Below are 25,071 nucleotides of genomic sequence, written 5' to 3' on the forward strand. Positions count from 1 at the left end.
AAGGAGTGTTTTACATATGGAGAGAAAAACAGTATTGGTCATTGCTGATCTTGGAGGCTGCCCGCCGCACATGTTTTATAAAAGTGCTGCTGAAAAATATAACCTGGTCAGCTTTATTCCAAGGCCTTTTGCAATTACAGCCTCCCACGCAGCTTTGATTGAAAAATACTCGGTCGCGGTCATAAAAGATAAAGACTATTTTAAGAGTTTAGCTGATTTTGAGCATCCTGACTCCATTTATTGGGCGCATGAGGACCATGACAAGCCTGAAGAAGAGGTGGTCGAGCAAATCGTCAAGGTTGCCGAAATGTTTGGGGTGGATGCCATCACAACAAACAATGAATTATTCATTGCCCCGATGGCGAAAGCCTGTGAACGTCTGGGCCTGAGAGGTGCCGGCGTGCAGGCAGCCGAAAATGCCAGAGATAAAAATAAAATGAGAGACGCTTTTAATAAGGCTGGCGTCAAATCAATCAAAAACAAACGTGTTACAACTCTTGAGGATTTCCGTGCCGCACTTGAAGAGATCGGCACACCTCTTATTTTAAAGCCTACATACTTAGCGAGTTCAATCGGCGTCACGCTGATTACGGACACTGAGACGGCAGAAGCAGAATTTAACAGAGTCAATGACTATCTGAAGTCGATTAACGTGCCAAAGGCGGTTACGTTTGAAGCGCCGTTTATCGCTGAAGAATTTTTACAGGGTGAGTATGGAGACTGGTATCAAACAGAAGGGTACTCCGACTATATCAGCATCGAAGGCATCATGGCCGACGGTGAGTATTTCCCGATCGCCATTCATGACAAAACGCCGCAAATCGGATTTACAGAAACATCCCACATTACGCCATCCATTCTGGATGAAGAGGCGAAAAAGAAAATTGTCGAAGCCGCCAAAAAGGCAAATGAAGGTCTTGGCCTGCAAAATTGCGCAACACATACAGAGATCAAGCTAATGAAAAACAGAGAACCGGGTTTAATTGAATCGGCAGCCAGATTCGCTGGCTGGAATATGATCCCTAATATTAAAAAGGTTTTCGGCCTTGATATGGCGCAATTATTATTAGATGTCCTTTGTTTCGGAAAAGACGCCGATCTGCCTGACGGATTATTGGATCAAGAGCCATACTATGTTGCCGACTGCCATTTGTACCCGCAGCATTTCAAACAAAATGGCCAGATTCCAGAAACCGCTGAGGATTTGGTCATTGAAGCGATCGATCTGCCTGACGGGCTTTTAAAAGGGGATACTGAAATCGTTTCTTTTTCGGCCGCAGCACCAGGAACTTCAGTTGATTTGACACTGTTCGAAGCTTTCAACTCCATCGCTGCATTTGAACTGAAAGGGAGCAATTCACAGGATGTGGCTGAATCAATCAGACAAATTCAGCAGCATGCAAAGCTGACGGCAAAGTATGTGCTGCCAGTATGAAACAGCTGAAGCCAAACTCTAAGTACTTGCTTTACGGGCAGGCGCTGTCGTTTATGGGAGACTATTGTGTTCTCCCAGCCCTGCTCATTTTGTCTACATATTATCACGATTATTGGGTGACGTCCGGGGTCATCGTGGTCAGAAGCATTCCGATGGTGTTCCAGCCGTTTTTAGGGGTTCTGGTCGACCGGCTAGACAGAATTAAGATCATGCTGTGGACGGATATTATCAGAGGCATCATTTTTTTGGGGCTCACATTTCTTCCAAAAGGCGAATATCCCCTCATTTTTCTGGCTCTGCTGTTTATTTCTTATGGAAGCGGCGTGTTTTTTAATCCGGCCCGTCTTGCTGTCATGTCGTCCTTGGAATCAGATATTAAAAGCATCAACACGTTATTTGCAAAAGCGACAACCATCTCCATTATCGTCGGGGCGGCTGCCGGAGGGCTCTTTCTGTTAGGCGGATCTGTGGAGCTGGCTGTGGCCTTTAACGGTGTGACATACCTGATTTCGGCATTTTTTATCAGCCGTATCAAACTGCAATTTGTGCCGATTCAATCTGAAAACATCAAAGAGGCCTTTCAGTCTTTTAAAGAAGGACTCAAGGAAATCAAAAGCAATGCATTCGTATTAAATGCCATGTTTACGATGATTACAATGGCTGTGCTGTGGGGAATTGTGTACAGCTATTTTCCGATTGTCAGCCGCTTTCTTGGTGATGGGGAAATCGGCAACTTTATCCTCACATTCTGCATTGGCTTCGGCGGCTTTATCGGGGCGGCGCTTGTCAGCAAATGGGGCTTTAACAACAATAGAGGCCTGACGTACTTTACCGTTTTATCGATTGTTTCGCTGGCGCTGTTTTTATTCACGCCGATATTCGCTGTTTCTATCATCGCGGCGATCCTCTTTTTCATCGCGATGGAATACGGGGAAGTGCTTGCAAAGGTGAAGGTTCAGGAGAATGCGGCAAACCAGATTCAAGGGCGCATTTTTTCAGTAGCCGAAGCGTCTATCGGATTATGCATTTCTGTTGGTTCAATGTTAATCAACGTCTTCAGCGCTCCGGTCATTATGGGGCTGATTGTTGTGATTGTATGCGGATTGTTTCTGCATACGAAGCTTGTTAACAAATCGTTTTTGGAACGGGATAATAAAACGGAGCAAAAAGGAGTCTTTTAGATGGAAATAACACCGTCCGATGTCATCAAGACACTTCCAAGGCAGGAGTTTTCTCTCGTTTTTCAAAAGGTAAAGGAATTGGAAAAAACGGGGGCCCACATCATTAATCTCGGACAAGGAAACCCTGACCTTCCCACTCCGCCGCATATCGTCGAGGCTTTGCGGGAGTCGTCTCTGAATCCTTCGTTTCATGGATACGGCCCATTCAGAGGTTATCCTTTTTTGAAGGAAGCAATCGCTGCTTTCTATAAAAGAGAATACGGCGTGACAATCAATCCTGAAACGGAGGTCGCCCTTTTCGGAGGCGGGAAAGCCGGTTTGTATGTGCTGACACAATGCCTGCTCAATCCGGGAGACATCGCTTTAGTCCCGAATCCAGGCTACCCTGAATATTTATCAGGGATTACGATGGCGCGAGCTGAGCTTTACGAAATGCCGCTGTATGAAGAAAATGGCTATCTGCCGGATTTTGAAAAGATTGATCCAGCCGTGCTGGAAAAAGCGAAGCTTATGTTTTTAAACTATCCCAACAACCCCACTGGAGCTGTGGCTGATGCGGCTTTTTATGCAAAAGCGGCTGCTTTTGCGAAAGAGCATCATATCCATTTGATTCATGACTTTGCATACGGGGCGTTTGAATTCGATCAAAAACCGGCCAGCTTTCTTGAGGCAGAGGATGCCAAGGCTGTCGGAGCAGAGCTTTATTCATTTTCAAAAACATTTAATATGGCAGGCTGGAGAATGGCGTTTGCGGTTGGAAATGAAAAGATCATTCAGGCCGTCAATGAATTTCAGGATCATGTATTTGTCGGCATGTTCGGCGGGCTGCAGCAGGCGGCGAGTGCGGCGCTTTCCGGAGATCCGGAGCAAACGGAATCGCTGAAACGAATTTATAAAGAACGAATTGACTTTTTTACGGCGCTTTGCGAAAAGGAATTGGGCTGGAAGATGGAGAAGCCAAAAGGAACCTTTTACGTATGGGCTGAAATTCCGAATACGTTTGAGACATCTCACCAATTTTCCGATTACTTGCTGGAGCATGCCCATGTCGTAGTCACACCGGGCGAAATTTTCGGAAGCAACGGAAAAAGGCATGTCAGAATCTCAATGGTGTCGAAGCAGGAGGATCTGCGGGAATTTGTCATGCGGATTCAAAAACTGAACCTGCCGTTCGGGTCATTACAAGAAGCATCCCGCTAAGCGGGATGTTTTTTATATGCTTTTCATGCTGCCGCCATCAGCGGAAATTTGCTGTCCTGTGATGTAGGAGGCTTCCTCAGAGGCAAGAAACGCGGCGAGCGCTGCGGTTTCTTCGGCTGATCCGACCCGTTTCATCGGAATCCCCGAAGCGATCTGTTCCACTGCTTCCTGTTTGGATATGCTGTTTTTTTTCATCACATTTTCCACAAATTGATGATAACGGTCCGTAGCGATAAAACCAGGGTTCAGGCAGTTGACTGTAATGTTGTGAGGAGCAAGCTGGATGGAAATGTTTTTACTGGCGTTAATTAAAGCGGCATTCATCATACTGTTTGTGAACATGTTGGCCCCGGGTTCTTTCCACAGATTTCCGACAATGTTGATGATTCTGCCAAACTCATTTTGTTTCATCAGTGAGGAAGCACGCTTGATAGCGTCAATATAGGCAACGGTCTTTTGTGTGAACGTGGCTGTCATATCCTCTATATTGCAGTTATCAAATGTGTCAGGCGCTCCCCCTGGGATATTATTAATCAGAACATCAAGCCGTCCGCATTGAGATTCGATTTCCTGAAAAATGCCTGCCCTCGTATGCTGGTCAGACATATCCCCCGCAAGGACAATGACGCTCGCCTCAGGATGCTTGGCCAAAATATCTTCTTTGACAGATTCAATATTATCTAAATGCCGCGAATTAATGATGAGGGAAAAATGCTGGTCTGCTAATTTCAGAGCGATTGCTTTCCCGATCCCTTGACTGGCTCCCATAACAAATGCGGTTCGTTTTGACAAATCACTGCACCCCTTTGAAAAAATTGGATTATTACCTACATCGTAAGAAAAAACGGAGAAAATAGCAAATTTTATTTAAATTCTGATAAAGGTGGATTGAAAAACTCCCGCCGGATAGGGCGGGAGGGGATATTATACATATAGGAATTGAGGAAGTGTATCAAGCGAAAGGTGATTGCCGACAAAGAATGAACCGAATTCGCCATAACGGGCGCTGACTTCGTCAAAACGCATTTCATACACAAGCTTCTTGAATTGAAGGACATCATCGCTGAATAATGTAACGCCCCACTCGTAGTCGTCAAAGCCGACAGAGCCGGTGATGATCTGTTTAACTTTCCCCGCATAGCTGCGGCCGATTAAGCCATGGCTTCTCATCAAGTTTCTGCGTTCTTCCATTGAAAGCATGTACCAGTTGTCATTGCCGGATCTTCTTTTATCCATTGGATAGAAGCATACATATTTAGATTCCGGCAGTTCAGGGTAAAGGCGCGCGCGCACATGCGGATTTTCGTAAGGATCGCCGTCACCGCTTGCCAAGTAGTTGCTAAGCTCTACCACTGATACGTAGGAGTATGCCGGAATGGTGAACTCAGCAAGTCTTGATTTGTTGAATTCAAGCTCAATCTGATTTAATTCTTCCATTGTAGGACGAAGGATCATCAGCATAAAATCAGCTTTTTGGCCGACGATGCTGTAAAGAGTTTGCGACCCTTTTCCTTCTTTTTGGGCTACGCCCCATTTTTCAAGCAACCCGGTGAATTCGTGTATGATAGATTGGCGCTCATCGCTGGACAGCAGCTTCCAGGAAGTCCAGTCAATTGTGCGGAAATCATGAAGCGCATACCAGCCGTCAAGCGTTTTCGCCGCTTCATTCGTCATTTGCTGTTCACTCATTTATCTTCACTCCTATTATCTTTTCATGATTGCCTTCACTATACCATAGTTTATCCGATTCTACTGTGGAGAAACCTTGAACATCCCTTCCGTATAACTCCATCAAAATAGAAGAACCTATAAAGGAAGATTGAGTCACTTAAATTAGTTAGAAAAATAAGATTTTTTTATGAAAGCGCTATAATGAAAGTTGGCTGTTTGAATTTGATTGGAAGAAGAGTATGCTAGTAAAAGAAAGCGTTTTTGTAACTTTTTGAGGAGGTTTTATTGTGGCAGATTTATTTTCAACAGTGCAAGAAAAGGTAGCTGGAAAAGACGTTAAAATTGTATTTCCTGAAGGCTTAGACGAGCGTATTTTAGAAGCGGTCAGCAAGCTTGCAGGAAACAAAGTGCTGAATCCGATTGTGATCGGCAATGAAAATGAGATCCAAGCAAAAGCAAAAGAATTGAACCTTACGCTGGACGGCGTTAAGATTTATGATCCTCATACATATGAAGGCATGGAAGACCTTGTACAAGCATTCGTAGAACGCCGCAAAGGCAAAGCGACTGAAGAACAGGCTCGTAAAGCATTATTAGACGAGAACTACTTCGGTACAATGCTGGTGTATAAAGGCCTTGCAGACGGACTTGTAAGCGGAGCTGCTCACTCAACTGCTGACACTGTCCGCCCGGCTCTTCAAATCATCAAAACAAAAGAAGGCGTGAAAAAGACTTCCGGCGTGTTCATCATGGCTCGCGGAGAAGAGCAATACGTATTCGCAGATTGCGCGATCAACATTGCGCCTGACAGCCAAGATCTTGCCGAGATTGCGATTGAAAGTGCCAACACGGCAAAAATGTTCGACATTGAGCCTCGCGTGGCAATGCTCAGCTTCTCTACAAAAGGCTCAGCAAAATCTGATGAAACAGAAAAAGTAGCGGATGCTGTGAAAATCGCGAAAGAAAAAGCGCCTGAACTGACACTTGACGGCGAATTCCAATTTGATGCCGCATTTGTTCCATCTGTAGCTGAGAAAAAAGCGCCGGATTCCGAGATCAAAGGGGACGCTAACGTATTCGTATTCCCAAGCCTTGAAGCAGGAAACATCGGCTATAAAATCGCTCAGCGATTGGGCAACTTTGAAGCGGTAGGACCAATCCTGCAAGGCTTAAATATGCCTGTGAACGACCTTTCAAGAGGATGTAACGCTGAAGATGTTTACAATCTCGCATTAATTACAGCGGTGCAAGCACTGTAATAAAAATGAAGACGATGGCAGCTCTCGACTGAGGGCTGCCTTTTTTGCGCTTCCGTATAGCCTTCTTTACCAACACGGATGATATGAGTACAATAAAGAAAACTAATCATAACCATATATTTCATTAATGACAGGGGTGGGGTTTTTGTATTACGACGTGCTGAAAACGTTTATAGCGGTGGTAGAAGAAAAAAACTTCACAAAAGCGGCGGAAAAGCTGATGATCTCCCAGCCCAGCGTCAGTCTGCATATCAAAAATCTTGAGAAAGAATTTCAAACGGCTCTTCTGAACAGGTCGCCAAAACACTTTACGACAACGCCGACAGGAGACATTTTATATCAAAGAGCAAAGCAAATGGTGTTTCTCTACGAACAAGCCAAGGCTGAAATCTATGCGCATCATCACTATGTGAAGGGTGAATTGAAAATCGCTGCAAGCTTTACAATCGGAGAGTATATTCTCCCGCCGCTATTGGCCCAGCTGCAAAAGCTGTATCCAGAGCTGAATCTCGATGTCATGATTGGCAATACAGAGGAGGTCAGCGAGCGTGTGCGGATGCTTCAGGCTGATATCGGGCTGATCGAAGGACATACAAACGAGAATGAGCTGGAAATTGAGCCGTTCATGGAGGACGAAATGTGCATTGCCGCTCCAAATCAGCACCCGCTGGCCGGACGAAGAGATATTTCAATCAGCGACTTGCAAAACGAAGCGTGGGTGACAAGAGAGAAAGGCTCCGGGACGAGAGAATTTCTCGATCATGTACTCAGTTCAAATGGACTTCGGCCGAAATCAATGTTCACCATCAGCAGCAACCAAGGTGTAAAGGAAGCGGTGATCAGCGGCATGGGACTCTCGGTTCTATCCAGAAGCGTGCTCCATAAGGATTTGATTCACCGCGACATTTCAATTCTGCATATTAAAGATTTCTCGTTAAAGCGCAAACTGTCTTACATCCATTCTCCTCTCATGGAGAATACCAAAAACAAAGAAATTTTTATTACGATGCTGAAAAGCAATTATCAATCGCAGCGACTGAAATGATATAATAGTTTTTGTTCATAAGCCTAACATGAAAGGGTTTTACATAGATGGCAAACCAACCGATTGATTTACTGATGCAGCCGAAATGGAGAGTCATTGACCAATCCAGTCTCGGCCCTTTATTTGATGCGAAGCAATCCTTCGCAATGGATGATACGCTGTGCATGTCTGTCGGAAAAGGCGTGTCGCCGGCGACAGCGCGCTCATGGGTGCACCACGATACGATTGTCCTCGGGATACAGGATACACGCCTCCCTTTTTTGCAGGATGGCATTTCCTTGCTGGAGAGTGAAGGATACCGTGTGATCGTACGCAATTCCGGCGGTCTTGCTGTCGTATTGGATGAAGGTGTTTTAAATATCTCTCTCATATTCGAGGACGAAAAGAAAGGCATCGATATAGACAAAGGATATGAAGCGATGGTTGAGCTGATGAGACGAATGCTGAAACCGTACAACGCAAAGATCGAAGCCTATGAAATTGAAGGGTCTTATTGTCCCGGCAGCTATGATCTTAGCATAAATGGCAAAAAGTTCGCCGGCATCTCCCAGAGACGCGTTCGCGGCGGAGTCGCTGTTCAAATTTATCTCTGCGCGGATAAAAGCGGCAGTGAAAGGGCCGACTTGATCAGACGATTCTACCTAGCGGCGCTGAAGGATAAAGAAAATGATAAAAAAGGCGTCTATCCGGAAATACGTCCAGAAACGATGGCGTCCTTAAGTGAGCTTCTGCAAACAGACATCTCCGTACAAGACTTAATGTTCGCTTTACTGACAGAACTAAAAGCGTTAAGCACCCATCTATACGCAGCGGGCCTGTCCATTGACGAGGAAATGGAATTTGAGAAAAACCTCGTCCGGATGGCTGAACGGAATGCAAAGGTATTTGGGTGAACATTCTTCGCATGCCGGCTGTATATGCCGGCATGCATTTTTTATCTCAAGTGGCATTTTTTCCCCCAAAGATCTTATTTTCAGATAAATCCTTCTTACATACAGATAACTGTGACAAATAGAAAAACGATAAAATGACATCAGCATCCATATTAAAGGGGAGAGGCAGATGAAAGGGAATATTTACAGCCTTTTTGTATTGATTGCGGCTTTTTTCTGGGGAACCACGGGAACCGTTCAGGCGTTGGCTCCAGAAAGCGCCACACCGCTGGCATTTGGAGCGTTCAGGTTATTAATAGGAGGAAGCGCCATGCTGCTTGCGGTTTGGATCAGCCGGGAGCTTCACGTGAAAAATTGGTCGTGGCCGCTCATATGTTTAGCCGCTGTGTGTATGGCGTGTTACCAGCCGCTGTTTTTCACAGCTGTTAAAGAAACGGGAATTGCGGTGGGAACTGTGATTGCCATCGGCAGTGCGCCTATCATTGCCGGGAGCCTTGAGTGGGCCGTATTGAAGAAACGCCCGCGAAACTCCTGGTGGATTGCGACCGTGCTGGCTTTAGCGGGTTGCTGGCTTCTTTTTTCCGACAGTTCCAATGTTCGGATTGATGTGGGTGGTGTTCTTATGGCGCTTGGAGCAGGTGCTTCTTTTGCGGGCTATACACTCATCAGTAAAGCGATGATGAAAACCCAGCCTCCGCGAGCGACTTCCGCCGTTGTCTTTATGATCAGCGCCATCTTGCTGACGCCGCTACTATGGCAGTCAGATATCTCGTGGATATTGACCCCTAGAGGACTGGGAACGAGCCTTTACATCGGGTTAATTGCAACATGTGCCGCATATTTTTTGTTTGCGAAAGGGCTTACCGGGGTTCCGGCCTCGGCGGCGGTCACGCTGTCTTTAGCTGAACCGCTGACGGCTTCATTGCTTGGTGTGTTTTTCATAGGGGAAATGCTTTCGCCTTCCTCGTGGCTGGGCATTGCGCTTATGATGCTGGGGCTTTTGGTCATTTCTGCTGCGCCTCGGAAACAAAAAACGGCCGAGGCAGCTCACATGTCTTAATAGATTCACATAAGCTTGGCCTCATTTTACAAGAATAGCTGATCCGGCTGCAAAATGAGGAAATCCTCTTTTCTCAATAGAAAAGGGGATTTTGTACATGGCGAAAATCCCAAAACCGCTGCCCGTTTTGGGATTTCACTTTGTTATTCCGCTAACTTTTCTAAATTGCCGTTCCTGTCCATTTTGAAGGACGGAGAGGCATGTTCATCTTCTTCAAATAAAACTAGCTTTCTGGCTCTGTTCATAATTTTCACCAAGGTTTCATAATCTTCTTGGATCGTTTTTTGGTCTTTTTCAAGCTTTTGAACTTCTGCCTCAAGCTGCTCTGTTTTGCTTTGCAATTCCTGATTTTCTTTCTTTAAACGTTCATTTTCCATTTTTAATGCTGATGATTGCTCGTTATTGCCTTCGTAATTCTGCAGGAAGCGGATCACATCATTCATCGTCATCTCAGGCGCAGCTGCAGGCGTTTGAGGAGACAATAAGTGTGATAGACTAGCTAACTCTTCCTTAAAGCTTTCATCAACAAAAGGCATATGTTCGCCAGACATTAAAGGCTGCTGCTCATTTTCGGCAGATGGTGCATCCGTTTTGACTGGTTCCTCTGCAGCGGTTTCTTGAATGATTTCAGGATCAACGGCAGGAGGCTGATATAATAATCTTTTTTTCGCAGGCTGCCCGTTTCCGAGCGCTCTCATCCGCTGTTTTCGCTGTTTCTTCGCAAGCTGAAGCGCTTTTTCATATTGATGGCGGACCACCGCGTTCCATCTGAATCCGCAGGCTGCGGATGTCCGGTTTAATTTATCGCCGACTTCTTCAAATGCATTCAATTGAGTGCTGCCCTCTCTCACATGCCGAAGCACTGTTTCGGCTAAAAGCAGATCGTTTTCCTCTGACCAAGCGTCTTGTCGTTGTTTTGTCATTTATCTCAACTCCCATTTTTCTTTTCATGGTATTAGAATGTCCAGGTTGGAAAATATTTATACAAATTGGCTGAAAGAATAGGAGATACGAAGGATGGAGCTGCTTGCAGGAACAGTCGAATCCTTGTAAAATGAAGAGTGATGTGATTTTTTTTGAAACGTGATTTTAGGTTATTCACATAGATGAACATAGAAATGAAGGGAAGCGTACGTCATGGCTAATGAATTTCGAGTGTGTGATGATTGCCAAGCCACTAATATCAAAACATTGCTGCCGCGTTTGAAAGAAGTGGACCCGGACGCAAAGGTTGAGGTAGGATGCCAATCTTATTGCGGGCCCGGACGGAAAAAATCATTTGCTTTTGTGAACAATCGCCCGCTGTCAGCTCCGACAGAGGATGAGCTGATTGACAAAGTAAAAAAGAAAATAAAAAAGTAAAAACATATTTTTTCTTAGCCTCGGCCCTCAGGTCAGGCTTTTTTGCTTCACAAGATGTGTTTTTCATGAAGATGGAACAAATCGCCGGGCAAATTCAAGGATGTTTTCAAAGAATAGAGTCGATATAATAGAAACACGGCTAAAAAAAAGAGGGAATGACGATGGCGTATCCAAATGGAAAATTATCAGAAGAAAAAGTGTTTAAAGATCCGGTGCACCGCTATGTTCATGTTCGGGACAAGCTGATATGGGATTTGATCGGAACCCGTGAATTTCAGCGTCTCCGCAGAATTAAGCAGCTCGGCACGACCTATTTGACGTTCCATGGGGCTGAGCACAGCCGGTTCAACCATTCTCTCGGTGTCTATGAAATTGTCAGGAGAATGGTTGATGACGTCTTTAAAGGCCGCCCTGAATGGGATGACAGTGAGCGCGAACTCTGTTTGGCCGCGGCGCTGCTTCATGATCTCGGGCACGGGCCGTTCTCGCATTCATTTGAAAAGGTCTTTCACCTTGACCACGAAGATTTTACAAGAGGTATCATTTTGGGAGACACGGAGGTTAACCAGGTGCTCAGAAAGGTGAGCCCGGATTTCCCCCAGGATGTTGCTGAAGTCATTGCCAAAACATATAAAAACAAGCAAGTGGTCAGCCTCATTTCGAGTCAAATTGACGCAGACCGGATGGATTACCTGCAGCGTGACGCCTATTATACGGGCGTCAGCTACGGCCATTTTGATATGGAGCGGATTCTTCGGGTGATGCGGCCGCGCGAGGATCAGATCGTCATTAAAGAAAGCGGAATGCATGCTGTCGAAGACTATATCATGAGCCGTTACCAAATGTACTGGCAGGTCTATTTCCATCCTGTGACCAGAAGTGCAGAGGTCATTTTAACGAAGATTCTTCACAGGGCGAAGCAGCTGCACGATGAAGGCTATGTCTTCACTCACGCTCCGGTTCATTTCTATTCTATTTTTGAAGGGAAATTGACACTGGAGGATTATGTAAAGCTGGATGAATCTATTATTTTGTATTATTTCCAGGCCTGGGAGGATGAAGAAGACGCGATTTTATCCGACTTGTGCCGCAGATTCATTAACCGCCAGCTGTTCCAATACGTTGAATTCAATCCGAATGAAGAAATGTCGGCTTATTTTGAGCTGACGTCATTGTTCAAAGAGGCGGGGATCGATCCGAGCTATTATTTGGTCGTTGATTCTTCTTCAGATCTGCCATACGATTTTTACCGGCCGGGAGAGGAAGAGGAGCGTCTGCCGATCCATCTCTTGACGCAAAACGGCCAAATTAAAGAGCTGTCCAGGCAGTCGGCTATTGTGGAATCCATCTCCGGTAAACGGCGGACGGACCACAAGCTGTACTATCCAAAGGACTTGATTTGTGACGGCTCTAAACATCCGGAAGCGAAAATGAAAATCCGGCAGCTGCTGGGACTGACATAGAAATTGGAAAGAAGGAAAAAGGAGATGTCGGGAATTTGTTGAAAGAACATGCAAAACTGATGAAGGTGTTCTCGGATTCTGGAGAAATCATCGGGCGAAAGAAGCTGCAGAAAATGATTTATATCGCCAAGAAAATGCAGTTTCCTTTCTATGAGAAATATGATTTTCACTTTTACGGACCATATTCAGAGGAACTGACGCTCCAGATTGAAGAGCTGTGCAACCTTGGATTTCTGCATGAGGTGAAGGAAAAAAAGGGCGGCTACTTTCAATACCGGTATTCGCTTACTGAGACAGGCTCCGCATTTTTAGACCATGCTGATCTGAACATGCCGGATATGAAAGGCTATATCGACAGTGTAAACAGCCGTTCATCACGGTTTTTAGAGCTGGTTTCCACGATCCTTTACTTTGACGGGCTTGAGGATGAGGAAAAGAAAGAAAAAGTCTTTACAATCAAAAGCAAGCAAAAATATACAAATGAAGAATATGACGAAGCGCTTCAATACATCGAGGAACTGAAGCAGATTTGTTAAGGATACCAAGCAAAAGAAATGAACCGTTTCTTTTGCTTTTTTTATTGACAAAAGCCGCTAAGGGATCTATTGTGGATAATAGTTATCCATAATGAATCGGGAGTGTGTATGATGAAAATGAAATCCGGGATGGAGCAGGCGGTTTCTGTGTTGCTTTTACTGTCACGGCTGCCTGTACAGGCTTCTTTGACGTCAGAGGCAATAAGCCAGCGATTGCGCGTGTCTCCGTCTTATTTGAAGAAGCTGATGAGAACATTGGTTCAAGCAGGTTTGGCAGAATCCTTGCCAGGGACGAAGGGCGGTTTTACCCTAACGAAGCCTTTGGCGGACATTACGCTTTATGATATTTATCAAGCGGTCGAAGGCAGAGGTTCGATGTATCAGGGAAAAGGTCTGCTGCAATCTGTATTCGAGGGTGAAAACTGTGTGCTGGAGACAGTCATGGCGGAAATCGAGGATAAATGGGCCAATCTCATGAAAGAAGAGTCCTTGCAGCATGTCATGGACAGAGTCGGGGAATTGTATGATCTTGAAAAAATAGATGATTGGATAAACGAGCAAATGAAAGGGCAATTGCAATGAAAAACAGCGGATCTTTACACAAAACAGATTCATCAACAGGAATATCTGTACTGATCGTGCTCGCTCTGGGTTTTCTCATGGCTACTCTTGATGTAACCGTTGTGAATGTGGCGATGGCGGATATGAAAAACACTCTTTCAATGTCACTTTCAGGTGTAACGTGGGTTGTGGACGGGTACATTCTTACTTTTGCGTCACTTCTGCTGGCGGGCGGAGCCTTGGCCGACCGTTTCGGATCGAAGGCGATCTATATCCTGGGTTTAGCTGTTTTTGTTCTCGCCTCTTGTCTATGCGCTGCATCCTTTAATGGGCAGATGCTGATTGCCGGACGTCTTATACAGGGAATTGGCGCAGCCTTGTTTATGCCAAGCTCACTCAGTCTTTTGGCTGCCTCTTACCCTGATGAACGGGCGCGGGCGAGAATGTTTGGACTGTGGGCCGCGCTTGTTTCTGCTGCTTCAGCCCTTGGGCCTTTTATTGGGGGTATGCTGGTACAGTTGGCAGGCTGGCAGAGTATTTTTCTGATCAATGTGCCGTTGGGGGCTGCCGCGCTCATTTCAGCTTACCGAATTCTCAGCCGCGTCCCGGGAAAAACCGGCCGCGTGAACATCACCGGGCATCTGCTTGGCATGATGGCTCTCGGCTTTCTTTCCTATGCATTGATACAGGGGCCTTCAGCGGGCTGGCGCTCGCCCGTGATTCTTCTAGCATGTACTGCAGCGATTTTGACATTTGTGCTGTTTTTGCTGCGGGAAATTTCTGCGAAAACACCCATCCTGCCGGCGTCCTTATATAAAAACGGCCGTTTCTCAGCGGCCCAATTTATCGGGTTTTTGCTGAATTTTGCTCTTTTTGGCGGCATGTTTATGATGAGTCTTTTTTTGCAGGAAGCAGGAGGCGCAAACTCCTTCATGGCCGGAGTTGAGCTGCTGCCGATGATGGCGGTCTTCGTGATCGGCAATCTGCTGTTCGCCCGTCTGGCGAATCGATTTGAAGCCGGGCAGCTTATGTTTGTCTCAATGGCGGTCAGCTGTATCATTGCATTGCTGTTGTTTGTGCTGATTTCTCCGGATTTTCCTTATTGGCAGCTGGCGGTTTTGATGTCTGTCATGAACCTCTGTACCGGTATTACAGTTCCTGCCATGACAACTGTGATCATGCAGGCTGCCGGGCAAAGGCATGCGAACATTGCCGGTGCGGCGTTAAATGCAAACCGGCAAATCGGAGCTTTGGTCGGCGTAGCGATAACCGGGGTGATCATTCATCTGTCCGCCACTTGGTACGCCGGTGCCGGGTTTACATTTTTGATGATGGGGGCGGCGTACAGCCTCGCTGCATTGCTTGTATGGCTGTTTCTGGCTGCCCATAACGGGACTGCCGCGTCAGAAAAAATGTAAATCACTGATTGCGCTTTGTGGGAATATATAGTAAGATATAAAAAATTATTGAAACAACAGGCACTGATAAGGACATGAGATGCTTTTTACGGTTTCCAGAGAGGGAAGGACAGCTGAAATCTTCCTAACGCAGAGAAAGCAGCTTACCGCCTTTGAGCCGTATCGGGGAAAACAAGTATCTGATACCGTCATGCTGCGTTACAGCATCTTCAAGCCGATCACCATGTGTAATTGAATTGATCGGGAATTTGGGTGGAACCACGGATGATCAACACATTCGTCCCTTTTAGAGGGATGGGTGTGTTTTTTTATATGAATTGAATACATGCAATGAAAAGGACATGAATGATAGTTACGGTTTTCAGAGAGGGAAGGAAAGGTGAGAGCTTCCCAGCTTAGGAGTATCATTTACCGCCTTGGAGCAGCATTGGGGAACTGAAGTATCCAATGCCGTCTATGCTGCGTTACAGCACCGAGCCGACAACATCGCGTTTGTCGGGAACTTGGGTGGAACCACGGGTTAATCACACACTCGTCCCTATCTGCGGGACGGGTGTGTTTTTTTATGAATTGAATATATGCGATGAAAAGGACATGAATGATTTTTACGGTTTTCAGAGAGGGAAGAAAAGGTGAGAGCTTCCCAGCTTAGGAATATCATTTACCGCCTTGGAGCAGCATTGGGGAACTAAAGTATCCAATGCCGTCTATGCCGCGTTACAGCACCGAGCCGACAACATCGCGTTTGTCGGGAACTTGGGTGGAACCACGGGTTAATGACACACTCGTCCCTATCTGCGGGACGGGTGTGTTTTTTTATATACAACAATGAATAAGGAGTGTTTTAAAATGAGTAAACATGTACACATTCAGCTTCCGGACGGACAGATCAAGGAATATCCGAAAGGCATCACAATCAAGGAAGTAGCTGGTTCGATCAGTTCCAGTCTGCAAAAGAAGGCGGCTGCAGGTCAGGTCAACGGCAAGCTTGTTGATCTCAGTTTCAAGCTGGAGGAGGATGCTGAGCTTTCGATTGTCACACTCGATTCACAAGAAGGCTTGCAGGTGCTTCGCCACACATCAGCGCACGTGCTGGCTCAAGCAGTAAAACGGCTGTACGGCGAAGTGTCATTGGGGGTAGGGCCTGTGATTGAAGACGGCTTCTACTATGACATGAAGCTGGAGAAAAGCTTGGGATCAGGAGACTTAGAGGCTATCGAAAAAGAAATGAAACACATTATAAATGAGAACCTTGAAATCAAACGTATAGAGGTTTCTTACGAAAAAGCTGAAGAGCTGTTTGCACAAAAAGACGAGCGGCTTAAGCTTGAGATTTTAAAGGATATTCCGCACGGGGAGGATCTCACGCTGTACCAGCAAGGAGAATTCATTGACCTGTGCCGCGGGCCGCATCTTCCTTCTACAGGAATGATCAAGGCGTTCAAACTGACAAGAGTATCAGGCGCTTATTGGCGGGGAGACAGCAAAAATGAAGTCCTGCAGCGGGTGTACGGGGTTGCGTTTCAAAAGAAGAAAGATTTGGATGCGCACCTGCATATGCTGGAAGAAGCGGCAAAACGAGACCATCGCAAGCTTGGCAAACAGTTAGGGCTGTTTATGTTTTCTGAAGAAGCGCCTGGGATGCCGTTTTATTTGCCGAAAGGGCAGATTGTCCGCAATGAGCTGGAACGCTTCTCGCGTGAACTGCAAACAAATGCCGGCTACGATGAGGTGCGTACGCCGTTTATGATGAATCAGCGGTTATGGGAGCAGTCAGGCCATTGGGATCATTATCGCGACAATATGTACTTCTCAGAAGTGGATGATACAAGGTTCGCAATGAAGCCGATGAATTGCCCGGGCCACATGCTCATCTTTAAAAACAGCCTGTATTCTTACCGGGATCTGCCGATTCGCATGGCGGAATTCGGACAGGTGCATCGCCATGAATACAGCGGGGCTTTAAACGGAATGCTTCGCGTTCGGACGTTCTGTCAGGATGACGCCCATATTTTCGTTCGGGAGGATCAGATTGAGAGTGAGATCAAAGAAGCGATTCGGCTGATTGATGAGGTATATCGGACATTTGGTTTCGAGTATTCAGTTGAGCTTTCGACTCGCCCGGAGGATTCATTAGGCGATGACAGCCTTTGGGAAGCGTCGGAGCGTGCCTTAGCACGCGTCCTTGAGGAGCTTGGCCTCTCTTATGAGATCAATGAAGGCGATGGGGCGTTTTACGGGCCAAAAATTGATTTCCACATAAAAGATGCCCTAAAACGGAGCCACCAATGTGCGACAATTCAGCTTGATTTTCAAATGCCGGAAAAATTTGATTTAGCATATATCAACGAACACAATGAAAAGGTTCGTCCCGTTGTCATCCACAGAGCGGTTTTCGGCTCGATCGACCGTTTCTTCGGTATTTTGATTGAGCATTACGGCGGGGCTTTTCCAGTCTGGCTCGCACCGATTCAGGTTCAAATCATACCGGTTTCGCACGTACACTTGGATTATTGCAGAAAGGTGCAGGCGGAGCTGAACCAGGCGGGGATAAGAGCAGGCATTGATGAGCGCAATGAGAAGCTCGGCTATAAAATCAGAGAATCGCAGATGCAGAAAATCCCGTACGTGCTGGTGCTTGGAGATCATGAGGAGCAGGAGAATGCGGTAAACGTCCGCCAATTCGGACATCAGCAGAATGAACACGTTTCTTTTCAGACATTCAAAGATAAGCTTGTGAAACAGGTGGAAAATCGAGGCATGTAGGATAAAAGCTGTGAATTCACATTTTGCTTTTTTGACTTTCCCTATTCGGAATCAGTAAAATAATAAGTAAATCATATCGTTCGTATGTTATGAATGCATCTCGAAATGGGGAAATTGACATGGACCATGACAAACTGGAAGCAAATTTGCTGGATCACGCACTTACAAAATATTTGAAAAGCACGAAGCAATTAGATGAAGCCACCGTTCCGAAACACGTGAATAATGTAAGAGGATTTATTCTGCGGATCATATACAGACATGGGAGCTGCACCATAAAGGATATTTTGAAGGAGGTCACACTGTCTCCCTCTGCCACGACTACAGCTCTGAATCATTTAGAGCAGGAAGGGTTTATTGAGAGATCCAGAAATAATAATGACCGCCGCACTGTATGGATTACGCTTTCTGAATCGGGCCGGGGAGCGGCTGAACAAATGATTGAAAACCGCCAGCAGCTGATTGACGGGATGTTTGAACGTTTAACAGCCGAAGAGAAGAAGACGTTCTTGGCGATTATTGCGAAGCTGGCTCAATAGGGATAATAAAAGCCGGTGCGCGAAGCGCCGGCTTTACAGAGATTATTCCATATCGCTTAGGCGTTTGCCTGCAACGGCATAATGGTCTTTTTTCATTTCTTCTATAAAGACAACAATTTTTTCTTCAGAAGCGCCGGTTGTTTCCTTTACGGCTTCTGTTACTTTCTCAACAAGATTGCGTTTTTGCTCGTCTGTACGGCCTTCAAGCATTTTGACAGTTACGTATGGCATGTGTGCTGAATCCTCCTTTATCTCGTTTCCTCTCTTTAGAAAAAGAGGCTTCTTATAGTATACTGAATAAAGTAAATTCTTGCATTTTGAGAAAGAGGGATATCTCACTTGGACCGTTTTTTATATTATCCGTTGTCTTTAATGCCATACCTCGTCATCACGCTAATTGTGTCGTTTACAATGCATGAGCTTGCCCATGCTTATGTCGCATACAAATTTGGTGACGATACGGCGAAAAAACAAGGAAGACTGACGCTGAATCCTATTAAGCACCTTGATCCGTTCGGTACCATTTTGATTTTGGTGGCCGGCTTTGGATGGGCGCGTCCCATTCCCGTTAATCGCCGTTTCTTTAAGAAACCCCGGCTTGCCGGTGTGCTCGTATCTATAGCCGGGCCTGTCAGTAACCTGATTCTTGCCTTTATCGGTTTCTTTTTGTTAGTGTTGATGCATGCGTACGGAATGGAAATGCTTGCGGCATTCAGCACGGGATTGGATCAGTTTTTTTCTATTTGGATACAGCTGAATCTTGTCTTGTTTTTATTTAATCTGCTGCCGCTTCCTCCGCTCGATGGCTATCGAATTATAGAAGATCTCGTTCCGCCGGGCGTGCGTGCCAAAATGACGCAAGCGGAGAACTACGGCTTTATCGTGTTTTTGGTTCTGTTTGTGACACCGCTCGGATCTTACGTGCTGTGGCCGCTGCTTAATGCAGGAAGAGATTCGATTTTAAAGCTGTTTTCAGCGATATTTCAACCGCTTTTGTAGGAGGTAGAACTTCATGGAAGAAAAAAAGAAAAAATCAATCGGGTTTAATATTATCAAAAGTGATCCGACTGACGGACACGGCGGTTTTGGCGTAGGGGCACTCAGCCTTGATAACATTTCTCCCGTGTTCGTCGATGTAGAGGAAAAAGAAGCGTTCGTAGACATCGGTGCCATGCATGCCCGCAGCACCGTTGAAAAAGGAATTAAATTTCTGCCTAATAAGGAAGATGTTCCAAACGGCAAACCCTACTGGCTTGTGTGGGTGACGATTGACAGAAGAGAAGAGGGCCCTTATTACGCAGGGGTAACAGCCTGTGAAATGACGGTCGACAGAAGCATCAGAAGAGGCTACAAGTCACTGCCTGAGCATGTGAATCTGATGGATAAATCCATGAAACGGAAAATCATCGTTGATAAAATGGACGACAGCTCGAAGCGTGTACTAGGCGAATTTCTGAAAAAGCATGATCAGGGCCTATGGGACCGTTCCTCAGATGAGTTAAAAACGAGCCTGCTTCCGGAAGACAATTAATTTGTGAATTTTCTGTGAACTTTTAGAATATTTGAGATATTTTTCGTGAACATTGAGTAAACTGGTGATACAGAAATAGGACATGGAAAATCCCGAGCCGAAACAAGACTCGGGGTTTTTCATTTTTAGGGGGATATGATGTACGAAACCATTCGAGTCGGCGACTGGTTGATAAAAGCCGACGTGGAAGAAACGAGAAAGCAGTATGAGAAAGAAATTGATATGTGTGAGTGTCTGCTCTGTCAAAATTACAGGGAAGTGATGAAAACACTGCCGCCTGATAAGGTGCGGATTTTTGAAGATTTAGGCCTTCAGCCGTCAGTTTGTCCGGATATTAATGAATTTGGCCCTGAGGGTGATCGGCATCTTTATATGGCCAGCTATTTTATTGTCGGACGTATTATAGAAGGGAAAAAAGAATGGGACCCGGACCGTAACTGGACGTTATCATTTGAATTGCCGAGAGATGGTCACTTTATTCCCGATGGATTCCCAAAACCGGTTGTTCAGCTCGATTGCATCACATTGCTTCCATGGATTATGAACGAACCATACGAATAACCCGGCCTCCGAGAAGCCGGGTTATTTTCAATGATTTCGCCCCAGCCATTTGTCCCACCATTTTTTCTCGGAAGCGGGCTTTTCTTTGGCTGGAAGCCGGTCTTTTGTTTGTTTTGCGGGTTCTGCCCCGTAGCACACGTTTGATGGTTCTGTGCCTTTCACAAAATACGTGTAATGCTTTGCGGCGCAGCCGGGACCTGATGAGTAGCCTGTCTTTGGATCAATGTACACGCCGGTTACGCCTTTTGGCGGCTTGAACGCGGTTTCCGGATCGCCCTTGAGCGCGTTCTCCATGAAGTCCGCCCAAATGGTTTTAGCATAGCTTTTTTCTTCGACCGAGTCGATGGTGCTGTTTTTGTCATAACCAGTCCAAACACCCGCGGCCAACTTCGGATTGAAGCCGATCATCCAGCTGTCTGCGCTGGTGGTTCCTGATTTTCCGGCATACGTTCTTGTCAGGCGGTTGGCTATCGTTCGTCCGGTTACCGATGTATATCCGTTTAAATCGGTATCAAACATGCCTGTCATCATACTCGCCGTGACAAAAGCGGCTTTTTCATCAAGAACTTGTTTATGCTGACTCGGGTTTTCGTACAGCACATGGCCCGCCGCGTCCGTAACTCGCGAAATAAAAGTCGGTTCGATTTTCTTTCCGCCGTTTGCGAGCATGGCATAGGCGTTGACCATCTCAATCGGGCGCACAGGTTCAGTGCCGAGTGCCAGGGACGGCAGTGCTTGAAGATGGGCGGTAATGCCGAATTCCTTTGCGGCCTTTACGAGTTTGTTCGTGCCGAGAAAAAGATGCGTTTTCACAGCGTAAATGTTGTCGGAAAGCGCCAGCGCCTGCAGAAGCGTAATCGGCTTGTTGGCGTAGTATCCGTTATAGTTGCTTGGAGAATAGGTTTCTCCCTTTGCATCAATTTGAAACTCGGTTTCTTCGCTTTTCATCAAAGTGACTGGCGTAAATCCGCTTTGAATCGCTTTATAATACAGCAATGGCTTGATCGTCGAAGCAGGCTGGCGCTTCGCCTGTGTCGTCCGGTCAAACGGGCTTTTTTGATAATCCCTGCCGCCGACAAGGGCGAGAACGTTTCCGGTGCGGGGATCAATGGCTGAAAACCCGACTTGAATGTCAGAGCCCGCGTTAACCGTTTTGGTAATGGTCTCCTCGGCGATGCGCTGCATCCGTTTATCCACCGTTGTATAGACGTTTAACCCGCTCGTTTCAATTTGCTCCCGCGTCATGCCAAGCTTTTTCTCCAGCTCTCTCATCGCATTGTCATAGAAATAAGGGGCCTTTCTCTTGGAAACTTGTTTATTCAAAGGCTGATAGGAAAGAGGTTCCTTGATCAGTTCATCCGCTTTCTTTTGGCTGATCATCTGCTGCTTTTCCATCATGCGCACAATCGTTTTCTGGCGTTCTTTGGCTTTTGTCTCATTGACATACGGTGAATAGCCGGAAGGGCCTTTCGGGATTCCTGCCAAAAGCGCTGCCTCCGCATCCGTCAGGTTTTTGGCATGCTTGCCGAAATACAGGCGGGAAGCGGCTTCAATGCCGTAGGCGCCATGACCGTAGTAAATCGTATTTAAATAGCCTTCTAATATCTCGTCCTTAGAATAGTTTTGTTCCAGACGGATCGTGTAGAATGCCTCATTCCATTTCCGTTTCCACGTTTTGTCGTGTTCAAGGTATAAGTTTCTCGCATATTGCTGGGTGATGGTGCTTGCACCCTGAACCTTGGCAAATGCTTTCAGATCAGCAAGCGCCGCGCCTGCCATGCGTTTATAATCAAAGCCGTGATGATCGTAGAAATTCTGGTCTTCAATCGCCACTGTCGCTTTTACGATCGTCGGATTCATGTCCTTTAAGGGGACCCAATAGCGCTTTTCGCCGTAGTTCGTTTCCCCGAGCTTTGATCCGTCACTCGCATACAAAATCGTGGATTGCGGCACCTGCACCGAGGGAGCGCCCTGGTATTTGGCTATCAAAATGACAGTCATAAACACGGCCGCTGCCGCAAAGGCCGCAAAGGCCCCTAAAAAGATAAAGGCGCGAACGGTTTTCAGCGTCAGTCTCAGCCGTTTATTTGTCATTGCATCCACAACGGGTTCCCCCTTTTTTTATGTTTCTACTATTATGAGGAAAAAAGATCGTTTTTAAACATTGCTGAACAGGACGCATCTTTACTTTTTTCCCGCCATCCTCTATACTTTTTCCTTAGGTGAAAATGAGATTTCAACCGAGAATAAAAGCTGATTAGACGCTTACAATAAATGAATACAGCCTGGAAAGGGAGATGACAATTGAGCGAACTTTGGTACACAGAGAAGCAGACGAAAAACTTTGGCATTACGATGAAGGTTAACAAAACGTTACATACAGAACAAACGGAATTTCAGCATTTAGAAATGGTGGAAACAGAAGAGTTCGGCAACATGCTGTTTTTGGACGGCATGGTGATGACATCTGAAAAAGACGAATTCGTCTATCATGAAATGGTGGCGCATGTGCCATTATTCACGCACCCAAATCCGGAGCACGTTCTGGTAGTCGGCGGCGGTGACGGCGGCGTTATCAGAGAAATCCTGAAGCATCCAAGCGTGAAAAAAGCGACACTTGTAGATATTGACGGCAAGGTGATCGAATACTCTAAAAAGTTCCTTCCTTCTATCGCAGGCAAACTGGATGATCCGCGAGTTGATGTGCAGGTAGATGACGGATTTATGCACATTGCGAAATCTGAAAATCAATACGACGTCATCATGGTAGATTCAACTGAACCAGTCGGACCGGCTGTAAACCTGTTTACAAAAGGATTCTACGCAGGAATCGCGAAAGCGCTGAAAGAAGACGGCATTTTTGTCGCACAGACGGACAACCCATGGTTTACACCGGAATTAATCACAAATGTACAGCGCGACGTGAAGGAAATCTTCCCGATTACGAAGCTGTATACGGCGAACATTCCGACATATCCAAGCGGTCTGTGGACATTTACAATCGGCTCGAAAAAATATGATCCGCTTGCAGTGGAAGACAGCCGTTTCTTCGATATTGAGACAAAATATTACACAAAAGATATTCATAAAGCGGCGTTTGTACTGCCGAAATTTGTGAGTGATCTGATTAAATAATGATGGTATGGCGCAGGAGCGAATCTTGCGCTTTTTTACAGGAAAGCGAGGGTATTATAGATGAGATTTGATGAAGCTTATTCAGGAAAAGTATTTATCGCGAGCCGTCCCGAGTGGGAAGAGGCGGACGCCATTCTTTACGGCATGCCAATGGACTGGACAGTCAGCTATCGCCCGGGCTCACGCTTTGGCCCAAGCAGAATCCGTGAGGTATCAATCGGCCTTGAAGAATACAGCCCATATTTAGATCGTGATCTGGCTGATTTGAACTTTTTTGACGCCGGCGACATTCCGCTGCCGTTCGGTAATCCGCAGCGAAGCTTGGATATGATTGAAGAATACGTGGACAGCATTTTAGAAAAAGGGAAGTTCCCAATGGGTATGGGCGGAGAGCACCTCGTGTCATGGCCTGTCATTAAAGCGATGTACAAGAAATACCCAGACCTTGCGATTATCCATTTTGACGCACATACAGATCTTCGCGTTGATTATGAGGGAGAGCCGCTTTCTCACTCTACGCCGATCCGCAAAGCAGCAGAATTGATCGGACCGCACAATGTGTATTCATTCGGAATCCGTTCCGGCATGAAAGAAGAGTTTGAATGGGCGAAGGAAAACGGCATGCACATCTCAAAATTTGAAGTGCTTGAACCGTTGAAAGAAGTGCTTCCGAAGCTGGCGGGCCGTCCGGTTTATGTCACAATCGACATTGACGTATTAGACCCTGCCCACGCACCAGGAACAGGAACGGTTGACGCCGGCGGCATCACGTCTAAAGAACTGCTTGCATCCGTCCATGAAATCGCGCGTTCAGAGGTAAATGTAAAGGGCGCTGACTTAGTGGAAGTCGCACCGGTTTATGACCACTCAGAGCAAACGGCAAACACAGCCAGCAAAATCATCCGTGAGATGCTGCTTGGGTTTGTGAAATAGGTAAACATCCAGACGATGTCTGGATGTTTTTTTATTCCCAGCCTTTACAAACATCAATCCATGCTTTTGAGAAAGAAAATTCGGATAATTCTTCAGGCGTTAATTCAATAGCGGAGTTTCTGCTGCCGCAAGCCGGGAAAACAGTCTCAAACCGTTTCAGCGATACATCAAGATAAACCTCAAGATCATGAGCCAACCCAAACGGGCAAACACCTCCAATTTCATGGCCTGTCTGCTCCAGCACCTCATCAGGAGAGAGCATTCTTGCTTTAAAGCCAAATGTTTGCCTGAACGTTTTGTTGTCGATCTTGGCATCTCCGGCTGCCACAATCAGAATCGCCTGATCTCCTTCCCCTCTGAAGGACAGGGTCTTGGCGATTCTAGCCGGGCTCACGCCGATCGTCTCAGCTGCTTGTTCAACTGTCGCGCTCGACGTTTCGAACTCCATCACATCATTTTGTCGATACCACTGTGTAAAGTGGGTTTTCACACTTTCCAGAGACATACTGTATTGCCACCTCT

25 protein-coding genes and 3 other annotated features are annotated in these 25,071 nt (G+C 46.1%); of the genes, 19 read left to right on the forward strand and 6 right to left on the reverse strand.

Annotated features, from left to right (window positions below; genetic code table 11):
* Nucleotides 1-16: 16 nt before the first annotated feature.
* From bacD to bacF, 3 genes are read left to right on the forward strand one after another with little or no spacing between them, the layout of a single operon-like run.
* Nucleotides 17-1,435, forward strand: a complete 1,419-nt coding sequence (bacD, locus tag ACQXR1_RS00635) for an alanine--anticapsin ligase (RefSeq protein WP_071581879.1) — start codon at nt 17-19, stop codon at nt 1,433-1,435.
* Nucleotides 1,432-2,616: a bacilysin exporter BacE gene (bacE, locus tag ACQXR1_RS00640; RefSeq protein WP_040081505.1), complete on the forward strand. Its 1,185-nt coding sequence runs from the start codon at nt 1,432-1,434 to the stop codon at nt 2,614-2,616. The genes bacD and bacE overlap by 4 nt, the downstream gene beginning before the upstream one ends.
* The gene (gene bacF, locus ACQXR1_RS00645) at nt 2,617-3,816 is read left to right on the forward strand and encodes a transaminase BacF (RefSeq protein WP_430771558.1); all 1,200 of its coding nucleotides are present in this window, start codon (nt 2,617-2,619) and stop codon (nt 3,814-3,816) included. It abuts the gene before it with no gap.
* Nucleotides 3,817-3,828: 12 nt separating this feature from the next.
* On the opposite strand, the gene bacG is transcribed toward bacF, so the two are convergent.
* Together bacG and hemQ are read right to left on the reverse strand one after the other, a co-directional pair.
* A complete protein-coding gene (bacG, locus tag ACQXR1_RS00650; protein WP_151257546.1) occupies nt 3,829-4,608 on the reverse strand; it encodes an NADPH-dependent reductase BacG in 780 nt (259 codons plus the stop codon).
* 132 nt (nt 4,609-4,740) lie between these two features.
* Nucleotides 4,741-5,505 carry a hydrogen peroxide-dependent heme synthase gene (gene hemQ / locus ACQXR1_RS00655; protein ID WP_243571626.1) on the reverse strand — a complete coding sequence of 255 codons (765 nt, stop codon included), beginning with the start codon at nt 5,503-5,505 and terminating at the stop codon, nt 4,741-4,743.
* Between the two features lie 269 nt (nt 5,506-5,774).
* Between hemQ and pta the strand changes: the two genes are divergently transcribed.
* From pta to ACQXR1_RS00675, 4 genes are all read left to right on the forward strand, one after another.
* Nucleotides 5,775-6,746, forward strand: coding sequence for a phosphate acetyltransferase (gene pta / locus ACQXR1_RS00660; protein ID WP_014665793.1), 972 nt, complete (start codon nt 5,775-5,777; stop codon nt 6,744-6,746).
* A gap of 145 nt (nt 6,747-6,891) precedes the next feature.
* The gene (gene cysL / locus ACQXR1_RS00665) at nt 6,892-7,791 is read left to right on the forward strand and encodes a cysJI operon transcriptional regulator CysL (protein WP_014665792.1); all 900 of its coding nucleotides are present in this window, start codon (nt 6,892-6,894) and stop codon (nt 7,789-7,791) included.
* Between the two features lie 47 nt (nt 7,792-7,838).
* A complete protein-coding gene (gene ywfL, locus ACQXR1_RS00670; protein WP_069150524.1) occupies nt 7,839-8,684 on the forward strand; it encodes an octanoyl-[GcvH]:protein N-octanoyltransferase in 846 nt (281 codons plus the stop codon).
* Nucleotides 8,685-8,853: 169 nt separating this feature from the next.
* Nucleotides 8,854-9,744 carry a carboxylate/amino acid/amine transporter gene (locus ACQXR1_RS00675; protein ID WP_306289372.1) on the forward strand — a complete coding sequence of 297 codons (891 nt, stop codon included), beginning with the start codon at nt 8,854-8,856 and terminating at the stop codon, nt 9,742-9,744.
* A 143-nt stretch (nt 9,745-9,887) separates the two neighbouring features.
* On the opposite strand, the gene rsfA is transcribed toward ACQXR1_RS00675, so the two are convergent.
* Nucleotides 9,888-10,667, reverse strand: a complete 780-nt coding sequence (gene rsfA, locus ACQXR1_RS00680) for a prespore-specific transcription regulator RsfA (RefSeq protein WP_014665787.1) — start codon at nt 10,665-10,667, stop codon at nt 9,888-9,890.
* Nucleotides 10,668-10,881: 214 nt separating this feature from the next.
* On the opposite strand from rsfA, the gene ACQXR1_RS00685 reads away from it, so the two are divergent.
* From ACQXR1_RS00685 to ACQXR1_RS00715, 7 genes are all read left to right on the forward strand, one after another.
* A complete protein-coding gene (locus ACQXR1_RS00685) occupies nt 10,882-11,106 on the forward strand; it encodes a DUF1450 domain-containing protein (RefSeq protein ID WP_003222050.1) in 225 nt (74 codons plus the stop codon).
* 161 nt (nt 11,107-11,267) lie between these two features.
* The gene (locus ACQXR1_RS00690; RefSeq protein WP_014665786.1) at nt 11,268-12,569 is read left to right on the forward strand and encodes an HD domain-containing protein; all 1,302 of its coding nucleotides are present in this window, start codon (nt 11,268-11,270) and stop codon (nt 12,567-12,569) included.
* Nucleotides 12,570-12,604: 35 nt separating this feature from the next.
* The gene (locus tag ACQXR1_RS00695) at nt 12,605-13,105 is read left to right on the forward strand and encodes a YwgA family protein (RefSeq protein ID WP_040081509.1); all 501 of its coding nucleotides are present in this window, start codon (nt 12,605-12,607) and stop codon (nt 13,103-13,105) included.
* A gap of 111 nt (nt 13,106-13,216) precedes the next feature.
* The gene (locus tag ACQXR1_RS00700) at nt 13,217-13,687 is read left to right on the forward strand and encodes an Rrf2 family transcriptional regulator (protein ID WP_095431140.1); all 471 of its coding nucleotides are present in this window, start codon (nt 13,217-13,219) and stop codon (nt 13,685-13,687) included.
* The gene (locus ACQXR1_RS00705; RefSeq protein ID WP_095431141.1) at nt 13,684-15,084 is read left to right on the forward strand and encodes an MFS transporter; all 1,401 of its coding nucleotides are present in this window, start codon (nt 13,684-13,686) and stop codon (nt 15,082-15,084) included. The genes ACQXR1_RS00700 and ACQXR1_RS00705 overlap by 4 nt, the downstream gene beginning before the upstream one ends.
* 54 nt (nt 15,085-15,138) lie before the next feature.
* Nucleotides 15,139-15,372: a binding site (T-box leader), on the forward strand.
* A 33-nt stretch (nt 15,373-15,405) separates the two neighbouring features.
* Nucleotides 15,406-15,627 (forward strand) — a binding site (T-box leader).
* A gap of 31 nt (nt 15,628-15,658) precedes the next feature.
* Nucleotides 15,659-15,880, forward strand: a binding site (T-box leader).
* A 53-nt stretch (nt 15,881-15,933) separates the two neighbouring features.
* Nucleotides 15,934-17,850 (forward strand): threonine--tRNA ligase, encoded by a 1,917-nt coding sequence (gene thrS / locus ACQXR1_RS00710; RefSeq protein WP_430771559.1) that lies wholly within the window; start codon nt 15,934-15,936, stop codon nt 17,848-17,850.
* A 119-nt stretch (nt 17,851-17,969) separates the two neighbouring features.
* Entirely contained in the window at nt 17,970-18,389 is a 420-nt protein-coding gene (locus tag ACQXR1_RS00715) for a MarR family transcriptional regulator (RefSeq protein WP_003242889.1), read from the forward strand.
* Nucleotides 18,390-18,431: 42 nt separating this feature from the next.
* Here the strand turns inward: ACQXR1_RS00715 and ACQXR1_RS00720 are convergent, their stop codons facing one another.
* Nucleotides 18,432-18,620: a 2-hydroxymuconate tautomerase gene (locus tag ACQXR1_RS00720; protein ID WP_040081512.1), complete on the reverse strand. Its 189-nt coding sequence runs from the start codon at nt 18,618-18,620 to the stop codon at nt 18,432-18,434.
* A gap of 108 nt (nt 18,621-18,728) precedes the next feature.
* Between ACQXR1_RS00720 and ACQXR1_RS00725 the strand changes: the two genes are divergently transcribed.
* The 3 genes from ACQXR1_RS00725 (at nt 18,729) to ACQXR1_RS00735 (ending at nt 20,481) form a co-directional block, all read left to right on the forward strand.
* A complete protein-coding gene (locus tag ACQXR1_RS00725; protein ID WP_014665778.1) occupies nt 18,729-19,388 on the forward strand; it encodes a site-2 protease family protein in 660 nt (219 codons plus the stop codon).
* 13 nt (nt 19,389-19,401) lie between these two features.
* The gene (locus ACQXR1_RS00730) at nt 19,402-19,920 is read left to right on the forward strand and encodes a YwhD family protein (protein WP_014665777.1); all 519 of its coding nucleotides are present in this window, start codon (nt 19,402-19,404) and stop codon (nt 19,918-19,920) included.
* Between the two features lie 138 nt (nt 19,921-20,058).
* Entirely contained in the window at nt 20,059-20,481 is a 423-nt protein-coding gene (locus ACQXR1_RS00735) for a hypothetical protein (protein ID WP_430771560.1), read from the forward strand.
* Nucleotides 20,482-20,508: 27 nt separating this feature from the next.
* On the opposite strand, the gene ACQXR1_RS00740 is transcribed toward ACQXR1_RS00735, so the two are convergent.
* Nucleotides 20,509-22,584: a transglycosylase domain-containing protein gene (locus ACQXR1_RS00740; RefSeq protein ID WP_040081515.1), complete on the reverse strand. Its 2,076-nt coding sequence runs from the start codon at nt 22,582-22,584 to the stop codon at nt 20,509-20,511.
* A 201-nt stretch (nt 22,585-22,785) separates the two neighbouring features.
* On the opposite strand from ACQXR1_RS00740, the gene speE reads away from it, so the two are divergent.
* Nucleotides 22,786-23,616, forward strand: a complete 831-nt coding sequence (speE, locus tag ACQXR1_RS00745) for a spermidine synthase (protein WP_003227543.1) — start codon at nt 22,786-22,788, stop codon at nt 23,614-23,616.
* A gap of 60 nt (nt 23,617-23,676) precedes the next feature.
* Nucleotides 23,677-24,549, forward strand: coding sequence for an agmatinase (gene speB / locus ACQXR1_RS00750; protein ID WP_003227545.1), 873 nt, complete (start codon nt 23,677-23,679; stop codon nt 24,547-24,549).
* A 31-nt stretch (nt 24,550-24,580) separates the two neighbouring features.
* On the opposite strand, the gene ACQXR1_RS00755 is transcribed toward speB, so the two are convergent.
* Complete coding sequence (locus ACQXR1_RS00755; protein ID WP_227099207.1) at nt 24,581-25,054, reverse strand: YbaK/EbsC family protein; 474 nt, start codon at nt 25,052-25,054, stop codon at nt 24,581-24,583.
* Between the last annotated feature and the right edge of the window lie 17 nt (nt 25,055-25,071).

It is taken from the genome of Bacillus sp. ATD, assembly GCF_050585765.1.
In the GTDB taxonomy this organism is placed as follows: Bacteria; Bacillota; Bacilli; order Bacillales; family Bacillaceae; genus Bacillus; species Bacillus stercoris.